The organism is Alteromonas sp. PRIM-21, from assembly GCF_027563165.1.
GTDB lineage: Bacteria > Pseudomonadota > Gammaproteobacteria > Enterobacterales > Alteromonadaceae > Alteromonas > Alteromonas macleodii_A.
Genome location: NZ_JADOEK010000009.1, coordinates 41,383 through 60,622 on the forward strand (window position 1 = coordinate 41,383; position 19,240 = coordinate 60,622).

At 43.9% G+C, this 19,240-nt stretch carries 18 protein-coding genes; 9 read left to right on the top strand and 9 right to left on the bottom strand.

The window, feature by feature from the left end; translation table 11 throughout:
- Nucleotides 1-29 precede the first annotated feature (29 nt).
- Nucleotides 30-1,373, top strand: coding sequence for an anti-phage deoxyguanosine triphosphatase (locus tag IW644_RS13285; protein ID WP_269918002.1), 1,344 nt, complete (start codon nt 30-32; stop codon nt 1,371-1,373).
- Between the two features lie 64 nt (nt 1,374-1,437).
- Here IW644_RS13285 and IW644_RS13290 read toward each other — a convergent pair whose 3' ends face one another.
- Entirely contained in the window at nt 1,438-2,265 is an 828-nt protein-coding gene (locus tag IW644_RS13290) for a hypothetical protein (RefSeq protein ID WP_269918003.1), read from the bottom strand.
- Between the two features lie 298 nt (nt 2,266-2,563).
- Here IW644_RS13290 and msrP point away from each other — a divergent pair, with 298 nt between their 5' ends.
- Entirely contained in the window at nt 2,564-3,571 is a 1,008-nt protein-coding gene (msrP, locus tag IW644_RS13295; protein WP_269918004.1) for a protein-methionine-sulfoxide reductase catalytic subunit MsrP, read from the top strand.
- A gap of 97 nt (nt 3,572-3,668) precedes the next feature.
- On the top strand, nt 3,669-4,328 hold the full coding sequence (locus tag IW644_RS13300) for a sulfite oxidase heme-binding subunit YedZ (RefSeq protein WP_269918005.1): 660 nt from the start codon (nt 3,669-3,671) through the stop codon (nt 4,326-4,328).
- A 22-nt stretch (nt 4,329-4,350) separates the two neighbouring features.
- Here the strand turns inward: IW644_RS13300 and IW644_RS13305 are convergent, their stop codons facing one another.
- Nucleotides 4,351-4,749: a YqaA family protein gene (locus tag IW644_RS13305; protein WP_269918129.1), complete on the bottom strand. Its 399-nt coding sequence runs from the start codon at nt 4,747-4,749 to the stop codon at nt 4,351-4,353.
- Nucleotides 4,750-5,077: 328 nt separating this feature from the next.
- Here IW644_RS13305 and IW644_RS13310 point away from each other — a divergent pair, with 328 nt between their 5' ends.
- The 3 genes from IW644_RS13310 to IW644_RS13320 all read left to right on the top strand — a co-directional run bounded on the left by IW644_RS13310 (nt 5,078) and on the right by IW644_RS13320 (nt 7,726).
- Entirely contained in the window at nt 5,078-5,488 is a 411-nt protein-coding gene (locus tag IW644_RS13310) for a hypothetical protein (protein ID WP_039216466.1), read from the top strand.
- Between the two features lie 276 nt (nt 5,489-5,764).
- Nucleotides 5,765-6,382: a YchJ family protein gene (locus IW644_RS13315; protein WP_269918006.1), complete on the top strand. Its 618-nt coding sequence runs from the start codon at nt 5,765-5,767 to the stop codon at nt 6,380-6,382.
- 639 nt (nt 6,383-7,021) lie between these two features.
- Complete coding sequence (locus IW644_RS13320) at nt 7,022-7,726, top strand: GGDEF domain-containing protein (protein ID WP_269918007.1); 705 nt, start codon at nt 7,022-7,024, stop codon at nt 7,724-7,726.
- A gap of 40 nt (nt 7,727-7,766) precedes the next feature.
- Here the strand turns inward: IW644_RS13320 and IW644_RS13325 are convergent, their stop codons facing one another.
- Nucleotides 7,767-8,360 (bottom strand): DUF6515 family protein, encoded by a 594-nt coding sequence (locus IW644_RS13325; RefSeq protein WP_269918008.1) that lies wholly within the window; start codon nt 8,358-8,360, stop codon nt 7,767-7,769.
- 271 nt (nt 8,361-8,631) lie between these two features.
- Here IW644_RS13325 and IW644_RS13330 point away from each other — a divergent pair, with 271 nt between their 5' ends.
- Both IW644_RS13330 and IW644_RS13335 read left to right on the top strand, forming a co-directional pair.
- Complete coding sequence (locus tag IW644_RS13330) at nt 8,632-9,360, top strand: SDR family oxidoreductase (RefSeq protein ID WP_269918009.1); 729 nt, start codon at nt 8,632-8,634, stop codon at nt 9,358-9,360.
- Nucleotides 9,361-9,629: 269 nt separating this feature from the next.
- Nucleotides 9,630-10,394: a DUF6174 domain-containing protein gene (locus IW644_RS13335; protein ID WP_269918010.1), complete on the top strand. Its 765-nt coding sequence runs from the start codon at nt 9,630-9,632 to the stop codon at nt 10,392-10,394.
- Between the two features lie 88 nt (nt 10,395-10,482).
- On the opposite strand, the gene IW644_RS13340 is transcribed toward IW644_RS13335, so the two are convergent.
- The 4 genes from IW644_RS13340 to IW644_RS13355 all read right to left on the bottom strand — a co-directional run bounded on the left by IW644_RS13340 (nt 10,483) and on the right by IW644_RS13355 (nt 14,527).
- A complete protein-coding gene (locus IW644_RS13340; protein ID WP_118494274.1) occupies nt 10,483-11,457 on the bottom strand; it encodes an NADPH:quinone oxidoreductase family protein in 975 nt (324 codons plus the stop codon).
- 74 nt (nt 11,458-11,531) lie between these two features.
- Nucleotides 11,532-12,590: a phosphotransferase family protein gene (locus IW644_RS13345; RefSeq protein WP_269918011.1), complete on the bottom strand. Its 1,059-nt coding sequence runs from the start codon at nt 12,588-12,590 to the stop codon at nt 11,532-11,534.
- 9 nt (nt 12,591-12,599) lie between these two features.
- On the bottom strand, nt 12,600-13,829 hold the full coding sequence (locus IW644_RS13350; protein ID WP_269918012.1) for an acyl-CoA dehydrogenase family protein: 1,230 nt from the start codon (nt 13,827-13,829) through the stop codon (nt 12,600-12,602).
- An 11-nt stretch (nt 13,830-13,840) separates the two neighbouring features.
- Entirely contained in the window at nt 13,841-14,527 is a 687-nt protein-coding gene (locus tag IW644_RS13355) for a histidine phosphatase family protein (RefSeq protein WP_214994021.1), read from the bottom strand.
- A 336-nt stretch (nt 14,528-14,863) separates the two neighbouring features.
- On the opposite strand from IW644_RS13355, the gene IW644_RS13360 reads away from it, so the two are divergent.
- A complete protein-coding gene (locus IW644_RS13360) occupies nt 14,864-17,476 on the top strand; it encodes a TonB-dependent receptor (protein ID WP_269918013.1) in 2,613 nt (870 codons plus the stop codon).
- Here IW644_RS13360 and IW644_RS13365 read toward each other — a convergent pair.
- Nucleotides 17,473-18,465, bottom strand: a complete 993-nt coding sequence (locus IW644_RS13365; RefSeq protein ID WP_269918014.1) for an XdhC family protein — start codon at nt 18,463-18,465, stop codon at nt 17,473-17,475. The genes IW644_RS13360 and IW644_RS13365 overlap by 4 nt on opposite strands.
- Before the next feature lie 27 nt (nt 18,466-18,492).
- On the bottom strand, nt 18,493-19,161 hold the full coding sequence (locus tag IW644_RS13370; RefSeq protein WP_269918015.1) for a DsbA family oxidoreductase: 669 nt from the start codon (nt 19,159-19,161) through the stop codon (nt 18,493-18,495).
- Between the last annotated feature and the right edge of the window lie 79 nt (nt 19,162-19,240).

A 19,240-nucleotide genomic window follows, 5' to 3' on the forward strand; every position in this document is an offset into this window, starting at 1 on the left:
ACATACATAGCAAGGCAGCGAGGTTTTTTTTGGCAACAAGCGATTGGGAATTAGCATTACACGAGCGTCGTTTACCCCGTAGCGAAACAAGAGACGGCGATCATCGCAATCCGTATCAACGTGATAAAGCGCGCGTTCTTCACAGCGCCGCGTTTCGTAGATTGCAGGCTAAAACCCAAGTGCTCGGTGTGGGGCTGAGCGACTTCTATCGCACGCGACTTACACACTCTCTAGAAGCCGCCCAAATTGGTACGGGAATAACGGCGAGGCTTTGGGTAAAATTTCCAGATATTGCCAATACATTGGCTCTTGACCCAACGTTAATCGAAACCCTGTGTTTGGCTCACGATATTGGTCACCCACCTTTCGGGCATGGCGGTGAAATCGCGCTCAATTATATGATGCACCAATACGGCGGCTTCGAAGGAAACGGCCAAACCTTTAGGATCATAACTCAATTAGAGCCATACACGGCTGAACACGGCATGAATTTATGCAGAAGAAGCGTGTTAGGCTTGGTTAAATACCCAAACTTTATTGATGCCCTTCATAGTAAAGGACCTACGCCTGAGCGCCCTGCCTCGCTTCGTCAGGTTAAGGCCCACGACTGGCACCCGCCGAAGGGACTGTTTCGCTGTGACGAGCCCCTGTTCGACTGGCTACTTGCGCCATTTAACAAGGAAGATAAAGATTTGTTTATGCAGTTTACTGCAAAAACGAATGCCCACAGCAAAACGCAGTTTAAATCCTTCGACTGCTCAATTATGGAGCTTTCTGACGATATCGCCTATGGCATTCACGATTTAGAAGATGCCATTGTTATGGATATGGTCGACAAGCATCATTTTATCGACGATGTAACTACTCCACTAAAAGACCTTGAAGTACCTTGGTTATCAGACAATATAGAAACATTAACCAATAAATTATTTAGCGCAGCACATCACGAAAGGAAAAATGCCATAGGTGCGCTGGTAAATAGCTTTATCACAGCTATTGAAATAAAAGGCGTGGAGGGATTTGCTCATCCGTTACTTGCGTTTAACGCCGTGATGCCTGAACAATTTGCACAAGCCCTAGAGCTTTTTAAACGCTTTGTGTTTAACAAAGTAATACGCCGCCCTGATGTGCAGCTTCTTGAATACAAGGGACAGCTGGTAGTTATGGAACTTTTTGAAGCTTTTGCATCAGATCCCGACCGTTTACTTCCCGAAAATACCCAAGTCCGCTGGCGTAAGGCCTGTGAGAACGACAATGGTATGCGCGTTCTCGCCGACTATATATCTGGCATGACCGACGAATTCGCCTCTCGCTTATACAGCAATATCTTTTCACCAAAACAAGGCGGCATTCAAGATAGTCTGCATATGTAAACTAAGCGACTAATTTTCCAATCATGGAGCAATATTTGTTTCTAGAAATAGCGTTGAGCTTAACTTACAAACGAGTAGACGTACTTGCTAACCAAGGAAGATGCTCAATTTCAATATAGCTGTACACTCTGTTTGTTAGCGATGCTGCTGGTATTACACCTTCATTTTCAAGTTGTTTGATCAAACGCTTCGTACTCAACTCGAGGGATTGGGCACGCATCTGATTATAGCCAACGGCTAAGTTTCGCAATAGCAGGGCAACATCAATGCGCTCATCTAATACGCTTTCGGGATAGCGTTTGTGAAAGTTGAGAATTGCGCGATGCGTTTTCGCCATGAAAATTGTTTCTCTGGTAACCATCCCGTACATTTGAGCAGCTAAACTTCGCGTTGGCTGGTCTGTATCTCTAAAGTGCCTCATTTGGACTTGATTAAAGTATTCATCATTTGCATCAACCAAAGTGTCCAACGCTTTAAGGGTGTATTTAACTTTTTTATTTCCATAAAGCATGCAGCTTAAAAAATTTCGACGCTGCAACCTATCGTTCTTTAAATTTACTTTGGCTTTTTCATACAGGTCGGATATATCTTCCAGCAAAAGTGGAGAAGTACCGTTAACGATGTTCGCAGATAAAAATTGAAGACCGAGTGAAGCGACTACCATATCGGGCAATTGCACGTTGGGGTCAGTTAATATGCTCTCAATTGCGCTAAGCGTAGAAGCTTCGCTTTGATTTAGGTCACCCGAAATAATGGACTGATATAGGGCTGCACTTTGATCTGAAGTACGTTCTATAAAAGGAAATGCATCGATGTTGGATAATTCGTTAGCCCAACAGGTATTTGCCACATGGGCACACAAGACAACCAGGGTTGCCAAAAGTATTTTCATAGGGTCCTTCCTTTGCTACTAACATCAACTTTCCTGTCTGATTTAAACCCTACTGCCATAATTACAGCATGTCAAAATCGAAGAGTTGTAACAGCACCATACTTTCTTGAAATTTTAATCCGAGTTCTAAGGTCTATTTTTGTACGCATCTAAAACTTAATTACTGTGCGCTCGTATTAACAGCAGTGGTAATACATCAAATACAGCTTAATGCGAGCTAGAACATTCTCAAGTGTCAAACATACATAGAGAACCCATTTAGAAATGGCGTTTATTAACGGCAGATAAAGGTAGAGTAATGGCAAAACCATTTAAACCCTCGGTGAAATTAACTGATAATGACGTAACTAATGAAAGCGTTTATATGAATCGTCGATCATTGCTCAAATCTATGGGCTTTGTGGGCGCCTCTACGTTACTTGCAAAGTCGGCAAGTGCTGCCGGTTGGTTTTGGGAAGATGAGGAAGAAAAGGCTGCCTTTAAAGGTAAGGCGCTGGAGTTTAGTCAGCCCCCAAAGTACCAAATAGCGGAAACCCGAACGCCTGAAGATAAAGTCACCAGCTACAACAATTTTTATGAGTTTGGCACCTCGAAAGATGCGCCAGCCAAAAATGCGACTGAATTTCAAACTAATCCATGGACGTTGAAAGTTGAAGGTATGGTGAAAAACCCCATTGAGCTTGATCACGACGCCTTAACCAAACGCTTTCCCTTAGAAGAGCGCATTTACCGTTTGCGCTGCGTTGAAGCATGGTCGATGGTGGTGCCTTGGATTGGGTTTGAATTAGGGGCGTTGTTAAAACAAGCCGATCCGTTGATGTCAGCCAAATATGTAGCATTTGAAACCCTATACGACCCTGAGCAAATGCCTGGTCAACGAAGTCGCTTTACCGGTGGCGGTATTGATTACCCATATGTAGAAGGCTTGCGACTTGATGAAGCCATGCATCCGCTAACGCTAATGTCGGTTGGCCTTTATGGGAAGACCTTGCCACCTCAAAACGGCGCGCCTATTAGGCTTGTTGTACCGTGGAAATACGGCTTTAAAAGCATTAAGTCTATTGTACGAATTCGTCTTACCGACAAAAAGCCTCCTACCACGTGGAATCGACTGGCCGCCAACGAGTATGGCTTTTACGCTAATGTGAACCCAAACGTGTCACACCCAAGGTGGAGCCAAGCCAGCGAGCGTAGAATAACCACAGGCGGGCTACTTGCCAGAAATCGCATCGACACCCAAATGTTCAACGGTTATACCGAAGTCGCGCCATTATACCAAGATATGGACTTATCTCGTTATTACTAGCTGCTACTTTTTATAGGGCTACGAGCAAATAGCTAGCCCTTTTAACCAATATCTTATAACCGAAGCTATTAAACATTATTATTAAGTTGTTCATTTAATGCCGTTAAGAAAAAAACCATTTCGATTCTCTGTTTGGCAGCGTCGCAGTTTGAAGGGCCTTATTCACCTTTTTGCATTAGGCTACGTCGCTTGGTTGTTCTTTGCCGGGATCAACGACCAGCTTGGACCAGACCCCGTGAACACGCTCATTAATGAGACTGGAACTTGGGCAATTCACTTTCTTTTACTAACGCTTACTCTAAGCCCACTTGCTAAATGGCTACCAAGCCCAGAACCGATGCAATTCAGACGTATGATTGGCGTATACACCTTTGTGTACGCCTTTGCACACCTACTCACTTACATTGTGTTTGAACTCCAGCTTGATATGGCATTAATTGCGAGCGAGCTAGTAAGCAGGCCTTACATCATTGTTGGCATGGCAGCGTTACTTCTTCTTTTTGCTCTCACCGCTACGTCGTTAAAGCGTATCCAGCGCAACATGGGAAAAAAGTGGCAGAAGCTTCATAACAGCATTTACCTGATCCTGCCTCTTGCACTACTTCATTTCAGCTGGTCGCAGAAGACGTTTTGGCAAGAGCCCGTTTGGTATTGGATGATTGGACTGATATTAATGAGCCCAAGAATGAAGCAGTGGTATGTGACGTATCAGAAGAAAAGCCAAAAAAAGTCGAGAGAAAAAAACGCAGTGGCGTGAGAAAACTAAAGTCGAAAACCTTTTAAACAAGCACGTAAAGCAGCGCAGCATAACGCGCTGTTTTGCTAATCGTTACCGCGAGAATAAAAAACCAAAACGGGCTTCTAAGTACACCTGCTACTAAAGTAATAGGGTCGCCAATAATAGGTACCCAGCATAAAAACAAGCTCCACTTCCCCCACTTTGTAAAGGTGTAGCTTGCACGGTTAAACGCTGCTTCGCTCACTTTTAACTTATCGGTCGCAATTTCTTTTCCGAACTTGAAGCCCAATACATAATTAACCACCGAGCCGAGTACATTTCCTAACGAAGCAACAACAAGCAACAACACCCAGCTCAACCCACTACTGTATAAAGCACTAAGCACAATTTCAGAACTAAAAGGCAATATAGTGGCAGCCAAAAATGCCGATAAGAACATCCCCAAGTAGCCTAAATGTATTAATGCGCTCAACGCTCCTCCAGCTTTATACAGTAGTTTTCTATGTAAGATTCGCGCGCATCTTACCTTAATCGGAGTATGAATACTTCCTTCAGAATTCGATAGCACAAAAAAACCATTATCTTTTATATAGTTACTGACAAAGCACCAATTTGTGTGAAAAAAGTACAACTAAATACTTGCCAAATCCCTCTTTTATGAATACTGTATACACATACACACTGTACAAGTAACCAGTATTAATTAATAACAATATTCCTGAAGTTCGATTTATGAACTCAAGGGCAAATGCATAAAGGGTTTTACTATGAACACATCTTCAGTTTCACGATTCAATGCTTTACGCGCTTCGGTTTCAAATGTTGTTCAACTACCTTTGCCGATAGAAGGGTTTCCTGGCGAAAAACAAGGTAATGGAAAAGGAAACAACGACAAAGGTTGGAATTATCTGCTTTCAAATACGGTGTCGTTTTCTAAATCTGTAGATCACGCTATCCGTATTCAGAAACCTGAAAAAGAAAAAATGCCTGAATGGATCAGTAAGCTGATTACAGGTGGCCAGTGTAAAACACTGTATGTGGAAAACATCGATTTAGACCTTCAACCAACAGACAGTGAAATGATTAGAAAGCTGTGTGAGCTTTACTCTGTCAGCCTAGTGAATGTACGTGTTAACAGCATTAATGACGAACAAAACGTAGCATTAGGCCCTTGGTAATACAAAGCCTGTTTATGCCTAAATCCTGTTTTTGCCCAAATAGAGACATAGGCAAAGTTTAAACATTTATTGTTATACGGCTTTTTGCCCTTTTTTTGGTATGAGTTCTTTGGTATTGATTCTTTGGCGTGATTCCACTCTGACATGAGTTATCTGGAATAGCTCGCCACGGAATCATTGAATAACGGCAACATTCACGTATAAAAAAGTTGGGGCTAACGCCACTTATATTTATACTGTAGCGCTTTGTAATACTCTTAAATTGCGAGTTGTCTTATGCGCTGTTACTGTTGCTCTTCAAAGCCTTTCAACGAATGCTGCGAACCTTTTATTAAGGGCGTTAAATACCCTAATACTGCTGAACAACTTATGCGCTCACGATTTTCAGCCTACGCTACAGCGCATTATCAATACATTCTAGAAACCTACACCAAAGAAAAGCAGAAAGATCTTTCCGTAGAAGATTTGGTTCAAAGTGCGCAAGGTGCGACATGGTTTGCGCTGAAAGTACACCCCACTCTAGCGGCTAACTCCATAGATAGCTTGATAGGTAACTCGCTCGGCAGCACTGAAGCTGGTTCGATAGACAGTTCTGTACATGCTAACGCTAAAGATGAAGCGCTAACCAACGCCGAGCCAATCACTGAGCCTAATATAAAGCCCATTTCCAAGCCCAATACTGCCGTCGTTGAATTCACTGCTTACTACTTTGAAAATAAAAGCATGTATCAGCTTCACGAAACGTCAAATTTTAATATTGAAGACGGTAAGTGGCGTTATCACGACGGTGTACTACACGACGACTGCGGCAAAATTAAGTACGGAAGAAACCTCCCATGCGTTTGCGGTAGCAACAAGAAATTCAAGCAGTGCTGCAGCCTTAAAAACCATTAATGTATTAGAACATTGAAAAAGTTACTCTAGAAGGATAATTGCTCTACACTAAAATATGATGATGAGCACGTTGAGGAAAATAGCTATAACATGATCAACACATTGTCGCTTCCGCTGTTTGTTACATCTAGCATCTGCTTGCTGATGAGCTTTTTCTTCGCTTTGCTATATTATCGCTTAACTTTCCACCACCAAGAACCCGTTAAGTACTATTTTCTCTTTGCTCTTTCGGCTTTCATAAGCTCAATTTTCTTCGGGGCTTTTGGTGTACTGATTAATGCAGGTGAGAATCTTTTTGCTCTTAGTGTTTCAAATAGACTTACCATTATTGGGGCTATGTTTACCCTTGTCACTAGTCTTCATTTCTACCTTGCATTCTATAGCTACACCGCCCCTTATTTTTTGAAATGGTGTTATGTCATTTGCGGTATATTTTCTGTTTTAACTGCTGTGCCCAGCCCATACTTTTTAGATAATGCGTTCTATGCGACGTCTAAGTACTATACTGGGCTAAAGTACGGGCTACTTTTCGAGATCTGGGGTCTTTGGATCTTAGTGTTGGGGTCGTACTGCATATATATTCTCATTCGAGTTTTTGTCCGGCAGCGCTCAAGACTCGAGGGAAGTGGCCCTATACTATTGTTACTTCTAGCGAACACTCTATGGCTTATCACCGGTATTGGCGATACCTTAACTGGTATCGAAATTATCGACCTTCCGCCGCTCACATGGCTTGGCTCTTTTGTAGTTACCAGCACCATCGCATGGGTTCTAGTGCTCCACATTGATGGGCTTTATAAAGAAAGACGTACGCTCAACAATCAATTGATGTACGACCATTTAACTCAGGCGCTCTCTCGAAGCTTTATGGAAGTAAAGCTAAATGAGGCTATTTTTCAGATTCAAAGTAGCGCTAAAAATCGATTAGCCGTATGCATATTTGATGTTGATAATTTTAAGAATATCAATGATAGCTACGGTCATTCCAGTGGTGATGTATTACTTAAAAACATTACTGAAATTGTGAAAAGACACCTCAGTCCAAGTGACTACGTGGCGCGTTTAGGTGGCGATGAATTTGTGATCTTATTCTCTGATTACCACTCTGCGCTTAAAGCGAGTGATATTGTAGAGCAAATTCGCCAAACTATTGCTTCTACAGTATTTAAAGCAAAAGCACACACTTTTAGTACAACCTGTTCATTCGGAATAGTAAATATTTTATCTGAAGAGGACCTCGCAGAAGACCCGGCTCACGATATTTTATCAACCGCTGACGAGGCCCTATACACGGCGAAATCTTTAGGCAAAAATACGATTAAAAGCATTGGCTATCATGATTGATATTTGCGTTTTTAGCTTGATGATAGCGTTGTTTCCCACTTTATAATTCAACCACTAGATAACGAATTTTACCATTCACAGCCTGTGGCAGAAAAAACTGTCCATTGTATGTAAAATACTGAATTCCGTTAATTTTGACCGTTTGTGCTTCATTCGGCAATTGGCTGTAGAAATGGCCTGATAAATATTGCTTTTCACCCTCGTGTTTTTCAAGTATGGGTTCACTTACCACCACGTATTCATCGCCCGATTGAAAGTAGTAGACACCCTCCGCCGTAAAATATCTATCTCCCTCGAAAATAATCACGTCAGGGTTTGGTGGAAGTGTCTTAACAGTGATACCTATAGGAGGTTTAACTACTTGGTAATGCCCGTCGAATTCACGGTAAAACACACCATGATGGTAGCGATAAGCTGCCCCGTGATAATGAATGACGTGCGCATTTTGGGGAATGTCTTTTGGTTTATGTCCCGGCTCGTAATTAGGTTTAGTTAACACGTTTGTGATAAGTGCTCCTATTCCAATTCCTGCTGCTACTGCAACCACGGCACCGCTGCCATGTCCACCGACCCTAACGTGCCCTCTAGCACCGCCAGGTGAATGCGCACATGCTGTGATAAGTGATACTGACAAAACAGATACCATCGCTATTTTTAATTTCATATTGCAATCCTATTAGAATTGAAGTTGAACGGTTGGAAGACTGTCGTTACTGTCTGTTCTATTTGATTTCATCCGTCCGAGAAAATTCGTCAGCAACTCATCAAGTAATGTATAAATTGAGTAAAGCGCATGCCTTTAATTTAGTGTCTTCATGCCTAACCTTGTTTCGTGAAAAATGTGATCCTTTACCTATATTTCGAGGAAAGAATCTACGACTGTAACTAAATGGAGGTACTACATTATGGATTTACAAGGTAAGACAGCGCTTATTACAGGTGCAAATCGTGGGATTGGAGAGGCTACTGTAGAAGCACTTTTCGAAAAAGGCGTAGGCAAGATTTATTTGGCGGTACGCGATCCGGAATCTACTACGCACCTTCACGACAAGTACGCAGATAAAGTAGAAACGCTACAAGTTGACGTTACCGACAAAGCATCAGTCCAAACGCTCGCCCAAAAAGCCACTGATACTCACATTGTCATCAATAATGCGGGAATTATGAAGCATGAATCACCGCTAAGCGAGAGCGCAGAAGACGCCCTTCGCAGTGAGTTTGAAGTGAACGTGTTTGGTTTAATTCACGTTGCACAAGCATTTGAATCGACATTAGTTGCAAACAAGGGCGCCATTGTTCAACTTAATTCAATTGCGTCAGTTAAAACCTTTGGCGATATATCAACATACTGCGCATCTAAAGCAGCAACTTATTCTCTAACCCAAGGCTTACGTGAGAAGCTATCTGAAAAAGGGGTAGCCGTCATTAGTATCCACCCAGGCCCTATTGGAACTGATATGGGTAAAAATGCGGGATTTGATGATGCTCCCGGTCCTGATGTCGTAGCAAACGCGATAGCAGAAGCGCTAGAAAGTGAAGATTTTCATACCTTCCCTGATGACGTTGCTAAACAAATTGGCGACGCCTACGAAAGTTTCGCGAAGAATATCATTTTAGGCGATATGTCGCTTTAATATCAAATATGAGCGCCCCCGTTCAAGGGGCGTTGTTTCTGAGTTATATGTACCGAGAAGAAGCGCCCGTAAGCGGCTTATTGAATAACACTACATCAAAACGTTTGCGAGCATCACTGTTTACTTTTTCATCAACTATATTAGTATAACCTCATAGCGGTTTTGTATTACGTGAAGTACAAAACCGTTTTTTTATTTTTATTTGCCACAAAACTGCCGCGAAACCTATTATCGCGGCTAATTATGAAAAATAAAAAACAAGGAAGGTTATGATTACTATTTTACGTATTGCTACGGTGATTTCTGCTACTACGCTAGTATTAGGCTGCGGTGGTAGCGATTCAAACGATTTACTCGACGACCTCAACGCTAATCGCGCAAAGTGGGAAAACGAGAACATCGACACTTATCAGTTTGAGTATCAAGTATCATGTTTTTGCACCGAAGAAACTACGCTACCTCGCTTAGTCTTGGTAGAAGATGGTCAGGTCACCGCTCAAACTATTATTGAAGGCAATATTGCCTTACCCTTAGAGGATGAAACTACAGAAAGCATTGATAGCTTGTTTCAACTTATTGCATTAGAAGAAAGTCGCGCAGAATCGCTATCGGTGAAATACGACCCTGAACTCGGCTATCCGACCGAAATTAGCGTGGATATCAACGAGCAAATAGCTGACGACGAATATACCCTAACAATTAGCAACCTTGTTGCCGAAAGCGATGTGGCTTGTACAGCAACGGTAGAAGATGGCCTCTTGCTTTCGGTAACAGATCAAACGACGCAAATGCCGATTGCATGTGGCGTTACGGCTACTGCAATGGAAGAAGCGTATTCTGAAACTGTTATGGTTGATGATACGGATTGTGCAGATGACAGTTTGCTCGCAATGCTTGACGAACGTCCTGGTTTTTACACCCTCACAGTACAAAAACAGGGTTATCAAGACTATCAGGTAGATAATTTAGGCATTGGTAAAGACTTGTGCCATGTGTTGACCAGAGAGTTCAACGTAGAGCTAGTTCCTGAATAACTATTGCTCAAAGATTCAAGAAAAAAGCCTGAACCATAGAGGGGTCAGGCTTTTTTCGTTAGGTTATCTTCTTATCAGACCTGTAGGATCAGGGCACAAGCACCATTTTGCCTTTCACTTCCCGGTTCATAACCTTCGCCATGGCTTTTGTGGCTTGTTCTAGTGGTAGAGCTTCATCAACCACTACTTTAACTTTGCCTTGCACGTACCAAGTTAAAAGCTCTTGCATGTTTTCAGCGAACCCTTTCGGGTCGTGCTGAGTGAATGAGCCCCAAAATACGCCCATGACCGAATAGCCTTTTACCAGCGCTAAATTAACCGGAAATTTAGGAATTTCCCCGCCTGCAAATCCAACCACAAGTAAACGCCCTTCCCACGCCATACTGCGACTACAAGCGTGGAAGGTATCGCCACCAACGCATTCATAAACTACGTCAGCGCCTTTGCCGCCTGTGACTTCTTTGAGCGTTTCTTTGAGATCTTTTTCTTTGTAGTTAATTAAAACATCAGCGCCATACTCTTTGGCAAGCGCCAGCTTTTCTTCAGTTGAACAAACGGCAATAACTTTGGCGCCCATTATTTTGCCTATCTGCACAGCTGCTAAGCCAGTACCACCAGCAGCACCAGTTACCACCAAAGTTTCGCCAGGCTGCAGCTTTGCCCGTTGTTTCAAAGCATGATGGGCTGTTGCATGGGCAGTTACAAGAGCAGCCCCTTCGTTCACGTGAATGGGGTCGGGTAACGGCATAACATGCGTAGCTGGGATTAGCGCTTTTTCCGCATAGCCACCTAAGTTAGAGAGCGCGATAACTCGCTGCCCTTCTTTTAGGTGGCTTACGCCCTCACCTACTTCGCTTATAGTACCTGCCACTTCGTTACCTGGCACAAATGGGAAGTCTGGCTGCATTTGGTAAAGACCTTGTACCAACAGCCCATCTGGAAAATTAACCCCTGCGGCTTCAACGTTTACGACCACATGGCCTTTCTTAACTACTGGGTCTGCCACATCTTTTAATTGAAGGTCATCAAGTGGCCCAAAAGATTCGCATACAATTGCTTTCATACTGTCTCCAGTTAACTTGTTCGACGTGCCCGCCGTAAATAACATGGCATGTCATTAAATATGTTGTGTGGCGTTTAATCGCTTTGGTGTATGGTGTGGTTTGCAATTTGAGCAAGCGGTCGCACCATTGCCCCCAACTGCATAGCCTTTTCACTTGATGCATTGCCATCGTGAGCGCGCTTCACTACACCTTGTAAAATAGCGGCTAAACGGAAAAAACTAAATGCCAAATAGAAGGTCCAGTTATCAATGGTTCCTATACCTCTGCGCCTGCAGTAGGCATCGATATACGCTTTTTCTGAAGGTATTCCTAACTGCTTTCTATCAAGGCCACCTAAACCGGCAGCGTGTGCAATGTCAGAAGGCAAACGCAGTTGCATACACTGGTAAGCCAAGTCGGCGTAAGGATGACCCAAGGTTGAAAGCTCCCAGTCTAATACTGCAACAACCTGCGGCTTATCAGTATCAGACATATCAAACATCATATTGTCTAAGCGAAAGTCACCGTGAACTAACGACACTTGGCCATCGTCCTCAGGCAAATTAGTTTCAAGATACTGAATAAGACGCTCAATCTCTTCAATATGTTCAAGTTCAGATGCTCGATATTGCTTTGTCCACCTACTTAATTGACGCTCGAAGTAGCTACCAGGCTTGCCGTAATCACTTAAACCAGCACCTTCAATATCAACGCTGTGAAGCGCAGCAAGGACTCGATTCATTTCATCGTACATTGCACCGCGTGTGGCAGAAGATTCGACTTCCGGTAACGCACTGTTCCAGAAAATATCCCCCTCTATAAACGCCATAATGTAGAACATACTGCCGATAATGCTGGCATCTTCACATAAATGGTACGCTTTAGGCACTGGTACTTCTGAGCCCTGTAAGGCGTTAATAACGCGGAACTCTCTGTCTACTGCATGCGCAGATTTCAATAGCTCGCCCGGCGGTTGGCGACGTAACACATAAACGCCGTTATCCGTGGTTAGCTTAAACGTAGGGTTCGATTGTCCGCCTGCAAATTTATCAGCACTTTCAACGTGCCCAACACTTGGGCACGCAGTAGATAAGTATTCATTAAGCACCGTTAAGTCTATTGCATGTGGCGCATTAGCTTTGTCGTTTGACACACTTACTCCTTACGCGTTTTTTTCAGCAATTAAATTGCGCCCAAGCTGCATCATATGAACTTCATCTGGGCCATCGGCCAGCTTAATGGTGCGCGCATACGCATACATTGCAGATAGTACAAAGTCTTGACTAGTTCCGGCAGCACCATGCATTTGAATGGCTTGATCGATAACTTTACACGCCATTGTGGGCGCTACAATTTTGATAGCAGCAATCAAGTCTCTTGATACCTTATTGCCGTAGCGATCCATTTTGTCTGCCGCCTTCAATGTAAGCAAACGAGCCTGTTCAATATCGCAGTGCATTTGCGCTATGTTTTCTCTTATCGACTGCTGTTTTGATAAGGGCTTACCAAAGGCGACTCGCTGTTCAACACGCTCACATGCCATGTCCAATGCCCGCTGTGCACAGCCGATAAGACGCATGCAGTGGTGAATACGGCCCGGCCCTAAGCGACCTTGGGCAATTTCAAAACCGCGACCTTCTCCTAGCAATAAGTTCTCAGCCGGTACACGGACGTCTTCAAACAAGACTTCCGCGTGCCCTACTGGCTCATCGTAGTAGCCCATAGCAGCCATTGGGCGCACAATGGTTACGCCTTTTGTATCCATTGGTACCAAAATTTGTGACTGTTGCTGGTGACGGGGGGCATCAAAATCAGTTTTGCCCATTACCACCATTATCTTGCAGTTTTCGTTCATAGCGCCGCTGGTATACCATTTACGACCATTTATTACGTACTCGTCACCATCGCGTTTAATAGATGTTTCTATGTTGGTTGCATCGCTCGAAGCCACTGCAGGCTCTGTCATAGCGAAGGCGGAGCGTATTTCTCCGTTTAACAATGGCTCTAACCACTGCTTTTTATGCTCTTCGTTGCCGTACTTAGCTAACACTTCCATGTTGCCTGTATCTGGAGCGCTACAATTAAATATCTCAGCACTGAATAATACGCGCCCCATTTCTTCGCAAAGCGGGGCGTACTCTGCGTTAGTTAGTCCTGCACCGTAAGGCTTATACTCTTCAGGTAAAAACAAATTCCAAAGCCCTGCTTCTTTGGCACGTTGCTTTAGCGTGTGCATCATTTGCGGCGTTTTCCAACGCTCTTCACCATTATTGGCTGAGCCATTTTCTACGGCATGAATGTACTCTTTCTCAATCGGGTACACTTCTTCTTTCATAAACGCTTTTAGTTTTTCTAAAAGTGCTTGGGTCTTTTCATTATATTCAAAGTTCATAACTGCCCCATTTAGCTGTAGGTAATGGCGTGTAACCTGTCAATCACATCCAGGTGAGGTACGCTGTTGAAGTTATTTAGGTGAACACCTCGCGCATTGGCGAAGCATTGCGAAAAACTGGCATTGCGAATTTGTAAGTTCATATTCACAACCGTTGCAGAATCGTAGCCAAGAATGTGTTTGAGCATCATGGCAATAGCACCACCAGAACTAACGACCAGCACTCTTTTAGCATCTGTCGTTTTAAGGTGAGTAAGCATGGAATGAACGCGGTCTTCAAACTGTTTCCACGTTTCGTCTAGTAACTCGTGAGCAAGTTGATCTTCAGACCAGGCAATCATTGCCTTTTTAAGCAGTCGGTAATATTCAGAGGGCGATGCCCCTTCTGGCACTTTTGCTTCAGGAAATCTTGTTAGATATGCTTTAGCCACCGCTTGGAAGTTAAATTCGTTAAGCGCACTATTCACAGTTACATCAGGCAATGTGTATTTGTTAGATGCAATTCCTTTAGCTATGCCCTCTTTAGTTTCGTGATGGCGTACCATATCGCCAGAAAATACCGAATCGAACTGAATGTTGCGATGCTTAAAATAATCACCAAGCCAAATCGCTTGTTGCCCACCTAACTCACTAAGTTTGTCATAGTTCGCTTGCCCAAAAGATGCTTGGCCATGGCGTACTAAATAGATGTCTGTCATACCGCTGCCTGATGTTATGAATATGTTAACTAATTCAAATCACATACTAAGTAAAACAGCAGTATAAGTTTAATTAATATTTTGAATGAGTATGCATCATGTGAAACTATGAACCGGCCTCTTGTGATCATTAAGCAAACGTTTTGAACAAAACTTGACTTATTCGCCGCAATTGCGTGGAATATGCTCGCTTAATTTGTCTACTTAACAGGCAATCAAAACGTCTTATTGGAGTAAAGACGAGAAAATGTAAAGGACTGCGCGCACATGGACGCGACTTTGTCGTGATAAGTTTGGCTAGAGGCACTTAGCTTCTGAACGATAAAAAGAACTAAAATGAAGTCACTTACATACGCCTTGCCCTGCCTTTCTGCAAATGTAAGAGCAACAGTAAACCCTATCTCTTATTGTCTTTTAACTACGCTTATATTTTCTGCTAGCTCTGTTGGTGCCCGAGCTAGCACCGACGATGGCGCACAAATACAAGCTGCGAACAAGAAACTTGAACGCATAATTGTTCAGGCTCAGAAGACATCACAAAACCTGCAGGAGGTACCCGTTGCTGTTACTGCGCTAAGTGGTCAAGACATGGTAGACACTGTTAGTCGTGACATGTTCGACTTACAAAACTACGTACCCGCTTTTGGTGCGTTTCAAAATCAAAGTGCGACTAATTCAGGCTTTTCTATTCGCGGTATCGGTACTGCTTCTCAAAACTTTGGCTTCGAGTCATCGGTAGGCCTGTATGTTGACGGTGTTTACCGCTCCAGACAGAATGCGCTTATTAGCGATCTAGTCGATATTGAATCTATTGAAGTGTTGCGTGGGCCACAAGGTACCTTATTCGGTAAGAATACCGCCGCCGGCGCGATGACGGTATCAACCGTGGCGCCTTCACATGGCGAACGTAATGGCTTTGCTGAGGCTATTATTGGCAATGATAACTTGGTTCGTTTAAGTGCTGGCTCGTCGTTTTCGCTTATCGACGATGTACTTGCCATGCGAGTATCTGGCTTTAGTTCTCACAGTGATGGTTTCATTACCGATGAGGCCAGCGGGCAAACCCTGAACAACCGTAACCGTTCTGCGGTAAAAGCACAGCTACTTTACACACCAACAGAAAACGTTAGTGTAAGATTAATTGCCGATTACGGCGAGCTAGACGAACGGTGCTGCGGCGCACTGACGTTTCAAAATAATATCCAGGCCAATGACATAACGGGAAAGTTCGGCACTGATGCACTGCTGCTTCAAGCGCCATTCAACGCCACCATCTACGGGCGCGAAGACTTTTATAATTATAAGACATCGCTGTCGCAGGCTCCCCTTTCAAAAATGGAAGATAAGGGACTATCAGTTCAAGTAGATGTGGCTTTAAACAAGGCATGGGATTTAGTGAGTATAAGCGCGTACCGCGCGTTTGATAGCTTAGATACGGTAGATACAGACTTTTCTGATGCAGACCTGCTTACTGCCACTAACGACGCCAGACAGCAATCATTCTCTCAAGAAGTCAGGCTGCATTACAGCAGTGATGATATACGCGGCCTAATAGGCGCTTATTACTACAGCCAAAACTTAGACTTAACCTTCAATACCACTACGCAAGATAATTTTAGCGTATTTTTCAATGCCGCCGCGCCTGACCTCCTGCCGCTAGCTAACGCTATCAACGAGCTATCTGAAATTACATCCGGTTTTATCGCACCTGCTGCAGCACCAGCCCCGTCTGGTACCGCTTTTGTACACTCGGCTAATCAAGAACAAGACAGCATAGCTGTATTTTCTCAGTTCGATTGGCTGCTAAACCGCAATTTTACGCTAACCACAGGCTTACGCTATACCCGTGAAGAAAAATCTATTGACGGAACTTATGACGAGCGAGGCCCCGGTATTGATGGGCTAAGTCAAAATCCTGCGCAATGGCCTAATATCGGGCGTGCAGTTCAAGGTTTACAAGACATTGCTGCAGCCTTGACTGTCGGCCAAGCGCCCTCTGCTGACTCACTGAATGCCATTTCGCCTTTTCAGCAGGCAGGCTGGGGGTACTTTTTCTTAGGCTCGGCAGCGGTTATGCCTCGCCCTGATTTAAACGAGCAGCTTGACGACTCACAGCTGACAGGTACAGTAAAACTGGCTTATCACCCCAACGACAACACGTTGACCTATGCCAGTTTAGCCACTGGTTATAAAGCAGGCGGTACGAATACTGACAGGATCTTGCCTTCTCTTAGCCCGCTGTTTGACGCTGAAAAATCACGAAGTGCTGAAATAGGCATTAAACACGATTTCAAAGAACATGGTATTCGAGTAAATGCCGCCGCGCACTACACGCAAATTAGCGACTTTCAGGCGACGACCTTTACCGGAACAGGTTTCAACTTGCAGAATGCGGGCGATATCATAGTTAAAGGCGTAGAACTGGAAGCAACATGGTTGGTAACAGAAAACACCGAATTACATGCCGCCGCCTCGCGCACTTTAGCGAACTTTGATGAGTTTAAACGCGGTACCTGTTGGGTAGCGTTTACATGGCATACTGGCATCGACGACCCTGGCCGGGCGAACCCTAGCGACCCTTTCTGCGCAAGAGATGGTGATCGCGTTGGCTTCGAACCACAGAATTCACTGTCACTTATGTTGAATCACTATTTCGAAGTTGGGAATTACCCTGCCTCTGCAAGTATTGACTACCAGTACACAGGGGATGTATTTCTTGATGATGCCAATGACCCGTATAAATACTCAGATAATTTTTTGCTGTTTAACGTTCGTTTAAGTTTCACTATTCCACAATGGGATAGTGAAGTTATTGCATGGTCGCGCAACGTATTCGACGAAGAGTACGTTGCACGAAGCGGATTTGATGTGCCGGTACAAACCGGAAAAGTTATGGCCTATCCGGGTGCACCTAGAAGCTTTGGCGTTACTTTTAGAAAGTCTTTCTAACGATTCAAATGCGTAGGTTTTGTATGAAACACAGCGTGACACTGTGCAATAACAGACAGTGCAATATGCTCAGGTAGTTCACCACCGATATCAAAGCCAGCAGGGCTCGCGAAATACTGCGTAAAGTCGGTATTACCAAGCCCTGCTAAATCCATAATTTCTTGCTTGCGGTGCAGCGGCCCAAGCATTGCCGTATAGGTTAACGACTGCTTACTTAACACTTGAAGCGCTTTTGCGTCAATTTCTCGGTGATGAGACATAAGCACCGCCGCTTGAATGTTATGTTCACCCATGTGAAGACGTAAGCCTTCCGTAGACGGGTCTTCAATTAAGTAATTTACTTCGGGAAAGTGTTCAAGTCTTGCTTGTGCGGGCCTCGGGTCCCAAAGGCTAACTAAATAGCCCTGTAAGCTAGCATGCTTAGTCATAAAGGTAGCGTCGTACCCACCTCCAACAACAAGTAAGTGGATAGGCGGCAGCATCAAAACCGACAATGTACGCTCGCCATTAACAGTATCTAGCACGGCCTTTCTAGGTGTAGCAGTATGGTCTTCCAATTCCGTACAGTCACCCAAAGTACCGTCTACAGTGCAGCGCCACTCACACGCCTTTCCGCTTGATAAGGTTTTGCTAACCACATCCAAAGATAGATAATTATTGTTTTCATTAACTGGCACGAGTGCCAGATGTACTACACCGCCGCATCCAACACCTAGCTTAAACGCAATATCTTCTTCATCTTCATCGTCATAAACTGCAGTACGGCTAACGCCGTCAGTCATTACACGCTGTGCTTTTTTAACGATATCACTTTCTAAACAGCCGCCGCTTAAAATGCCAAGTTGATGCCCGGCATCACTAAACAGCATCATGGCGCCGGCTTTGCGGTAACATGAGCCTTCTGTTTTAAAAATAAACCCTAGCACCCATTTGTGCTTTTTCTTGAGTGGAAGCCACTGCGCGAGCAAATGGTTAACGTGATTACTCATAACTACCTCTAATCCCGTCTAACCTGCTTATTGCTGTGATGCTGCTTTAGCAATAAATGCAGCCAATGTTTCAGGCTCTTGCGCACCTGCTACGCCCTGATTACCAATCACAAACGTAGGTACACTTTGAATACCGCGCTGCATCCAAAGGGTTTCTTCCTCACGCACTACTTGCGCGTATTTTTCACTTTTAAGCACTTGTGCTGCATCAGATTTATTAAGACCGACAGCCTCGGCCAGTTCTACTAAAACGCCAAGATCGTTCACGTCTTTACCATCAGTGAAATAAGCGTTAAACAAGCTAAGCTTCATTTCTTCTTCAAGGTCGTTTTGTGCTGCAAAGTGAATAAGCTGATGGGCTTTGAAAGTATTCTGCATACGGGAGTCGTCAGTGAAATTAAATGCAAAACCCAACTCTTCACCTGCTTGTACTAGTCGTGCTCGGTTCTCCACACTTTGCTGCTCGCTAATGCCGTATTTTTCCATAATGTGTTCACGAAGGTTTTGTCCTTCAGCAGGCATATTAGGGTTTAGCTCAAACGGATGGAACTTGATATCTACTTCAATGTTATCAAGGGTTTTAATCGCTTCTTGCAACCGCTGATACCCCACTATACACCATGGGCATACCACATCAGATACCATATTAACCGTTACTTTCTGTACATCTTGTGTACCTTTCTCACTAGCTGCCATGATAGGACTCGCTTTATTGAAGTCGTAAATTTATAGGGGCTTAGATAAGGTTACAAAAAGAAACTTCAACCCCATTTAG